The organism is Sulfurovum sp. bin170, assembly GCF_010892395.1.
Classification (GTDB): domain Bacteria; phylum Campylobacterota; class Campylobacteria; order Campylobacterales; family Sulfurovaceae; genus UBA1140.
Genome location: NZ_JAACKB010000302.1, coordinates 1 through 3351 on the forward strand (window position 1 = coordinate 1; position 3351 = coordinate 3351).

Sequence of the window (3351 nt, forward strand, 5' to 3'; positions counted from 1 at the left end):
AATATCGAAGGTAGCGATGATTTGGCTAAATATATTATGTTCAAGGAAGATGTAGAGAAAGAGTTTATTGCTCAAACTTTAGAACTAATAAAAATATTTGAAACTGATTCTAATTTAATGACAGATATAAATATTTATTTGAATAGTAAAAACTAAAATGTTCTACCTAACCGAACAGTTCTTCTCCATCCAAGGAGAAGGTAAATACGCAGGAATCCCCTCATACTTTTTAAGAACAGGTGGATGTAATTTGAGTTGCCCAGGGTTTGGGGCGAGTTATGATGTGAATGGGGTTTCTCAGATGGGGTGTGATACCTATTTTGCTGTAGATGGTCATTTTAGCTCTTCTTGGGAGAAGGTGGAGGATGCTTCTGTTTTGATAGCTCATTTGGATGAGGAGTTTAAGAAGATAGGGTATTTGCCTCAAATGGTGATTACTGGGGGTGAGCCTCTTTTGTATTATAAAGATGAAGCTTTTTATGCTGTGGTCTCTTGGCTTGTGGAGCAGGGGATGAGAGTTACTTTTGAGACCAATGGTACGGTGGAGATTGATTTTGAGGCTTATCCTGTTTACAGAGAGACTATTTTTGCTTTGTCTATAAAGTTGGCGAATTCTGGTGAGCTAAAATCTAAACGGATTAAGCCACAAGCCATTGCGAATATAGTGAATTACTCATATGATAGCTTTTTCAAATTTACTATTGACAAAAAGTTGGTAGAGACAACGGCTTTTGATGAGATAAATGAGATAACAAAAGTATTTAAAAATCCCAATATCTACTGTATGCCTGTGGGTGAGAGCCGAGCGAATATTTGGCATAATGACCGAGCTGTTTTTGAGTTTTGTATGAGACATGGGTTTAACTATAGTGATAGGTTACATATTCGAGTATTTGATACGACGCAGGGGGTTTAATTACCCCTCGATTGCGTCTTTTAGTTCATCCTCATCTGATGCGAAGATAATCTCTTTGACTACTCCATTTTCTAGTTTCAAAATGGTTAAACTATCCTCTTTTGCTGGAAACTGTTTGCTAAAATTTTTGTCATCAGATAGTAGTATATCAAAACTATACTTTTTCATCTTTGGCACAATAATAGTTTTTCGTAGAAGTGATGGAACCCCGCTCACATCAGCCATTAGTTCAATATCATGTTTCCTAATATAATCTTTATCTTGTGCATCGAAATAGCGACTTATTAGTTTTCCTGTGCTTTTTCCAAAACTACAGATTAGTATTTTTGGTCGTATTTGGATGTTATGCTCTACTCCAAATTGGTCGTTTAGTGTGAATGGTTCTACTGTGGTGTTAATGTCAATCATTTTTTTCCCTATTTTTGATTTGTTTTTGTAATATAGCTAAATTAAGGTTATATCTATATAATCCACAAAATGATAATAAGAAAACTATTTAAATTTGAAAATGCTCACATCGTTCGTAACTGTTCTACACAGAGGTGTAGTGAAAATATACATGGACACTCTTATAGAGTCGAGGTGCTTTTAGAGTCAAACTATCTTGACCATGGGCAGATGGTTTATGATTTTGGGTTGATGAAACGATATATCAAAGAGCTTATTGAGTCGTTTGACCACTCTATTACACTTTGGAGAGAAGATGATGCAGAGTATATTAGAGATATGAAAAGATATTCGGCTCGTTGGATAGAACTGCCTGTTAGTCCATCTGCTGAACAGTTTTCCCGTGTGATATTTCTTTTAGTTGAACGGGTTTTGGCTTGTACAGGGATGATAAATGGTGAGAGGGAAGTTACGATTCATAGTGTTATTGTGCATGAGACAGAGACAGGTTATGCACAAGGGTTTAGAGAGGATGCTTATAGTGAGTTGATGGGTAGAATAGATTTAGTAGATATTATTTTTTCTGAACAAACTCAAAAAGAGTGGAGTGACAGGGAGCTTTGGATTAAACTTTTGGAAAAAAAGATTATGGTTAATCCCAAGAAAATATAAAGAAAATTGATGCTAATCAATTTTTAGATTATTTTAGTATAATTTCAAAAAATAAGGATGATTATGAAAAGATTAACAGTATTATCTGTAGTGGTAGCATCACTGCTACTTGTAGGATGTGGTGATGAGACTAAAGAGGTAGCAAAAGATGCAACAGCACCTGTTGCAGAGAAGACAGTTATAGAGAAAGCAACAGAGGTAGCAAGTAGTGCTGTTGAAGCTACAAAAGAGGTTGCTACTAAAGCTGTAGAAAAAACTGCTGAAGTTGCAAAAGAGGCTAAAGATGCTGTTGTAGAGAAAGCAACAGAAGTAAAAGAGGCTGTTGCAGGAGCTACTATTGATACAAAAGCTTGTCAAGCGTGTCATGGTGCAGAGTTTGAGAAGAAAGCTATGAATGTATCTAAAATTGTTAAAGATATGACAAAAGCTGATATTATTACTGCTCTTAAAGGGTATAAAGATGGTTCATATGGTGGTAATATGAAAACTCTTATGAAAGGTCAAGTTGCATCTTATGATGACGCTAAGATTGAGGCTTTTGCTGCTCAGGTTGGTAAATAAATTTTTGTAGGGTGGATGCATTTCTGCCCACTGTTTCATTGGCATTGCCGTTTTATTAGGGTAGAGACATCGCTCTACCCCTACATACCCCTACGCAATAAAAAAATTTCTCTTTTTATCACTCTGTAAATCGATTTTTATTGGTATCATCTTAATCTCTTGGTTTTTTTCTAAACTGTTAACTTCTGGTCGTGTGACTATCATTCCGTCAGCTTTTTCTATTGGAGAGACCATTCCTGGTTTTTGATTTGATATTGGAGCAAAAGAGTCTCCATCCCATTCTCCTAAAATAACCGTGTATTTACCTGATTTAACTTTATGATTATCTCTCATTTTGGTTGTGATGAGTGGATGGTAGAAGCTTTTGGTTCCTGATAGTTTCAGTATCGCAGGTTTTACAAACATCTCAAAATTTACCATCGCGGCGAGGGGATTCCCTGGCAAATTGATAACAAAACATTTCCCCAATTTTCCAAAGGTTGTAGGTTTCCCTGGTTTGATATTGACTTTAGAGAAAAGTGTCTTCATCCCAAGTTCCTCAAAGGCTTGGATAGTAAAATCTTTATCTCCTACAGAAACTCCACCAGAAGTCAAAATAAGGTCTGCATCCATCGCCTCTTTGATAGATGATTTGAGCTCCTCAATTGTATCTCCTGAACTAGAGATATAGGAGACATCACAACCAAGCTCTTTGGCACGAGCATAAAACATAGGAGCATTTGAGTTGTAGAGCTGATGTGTCTCTATCTTCTCATAGTGAGCCTTTAGCTCTTCACCTGTGCTAAAAATTACCACTTTTGGTTTTCGATAGACCT

5 protein-coding genes are annotated in these 3351 nt (G+C 36.3%); 3 read left to right on the plus strand and 2 right to left on the minus strand.

Translation table 11 applies throughout. The features are described from left to right. The first annotated feature begins 157 nt into the window (after window positions 1-157). Window positions 158-916, plus strand: a complete 759-nt coding sequence (locus GSY74_RS07100) for a 7-carboxy-7-deazaguanine synthase QueE (protein WP_164664410.1) — start codon at window positions 158-160, stop codon at window positions 914-916. Here the strand turns inward: GSY74_RS07100 and GSY74_RS07105 are convergent, their stop codons facing one another. Then, on the minus strand, window positions 917-1324 hold the full coding sequence (locus tag GSY74_RS07105) for a hypothetical protein (protein WP_164664411.1): 408 nt from the start codon (window positions 1322-1324) through the stop codon (window positions 917-919). It abuts the gene before it with no gap. Window positions 1325-1393: 69 nt separating this feature from the next. On the opposite strand from GSY74_RS07105, the gene GSY74_RS07110 reads away from it, so the two are divergent. Together GSY74_RS07110 and GSY74_RS11035 are read left to right on the plus strand one after the other, a co-directional pair. After that, complete coding sequence (locus tag GSY74_RS07110) at window positions 1394-1975, plus strand: 6-pyruvoyl tetrahydropterin synthase family protein (protein WP_164664412.1); 582 nt, start codon at window positions 1394-1396, stop codon at window positions 1973-1975. 63 nt (window positions 1976-2038) lie between these two features. Beyond that, a complete protein-coding gene (locus tag GSY74_RS11035; RefSeq protein ID WP_370518783.1) occupies window positions 2039-2536 on the plus strand; it encodes a hypothetical protein in 498 nt (165 codons plus the stop codon). 90 nt (window positions 2537-2626) lie between these two features. On the opposite strand, the gene GSY74_RS07120 is transcribed toward GSY74_RS11035, so the two are convergent. Then, window positions 2627-3351, minus strand: a 725-nt coding sequence (locus GSY74_RS07120) for a molybdopterin molybdotransferase MoeA (protein WP_164664413.1), incomplete at its 5' end; no start/stop codon positions are given.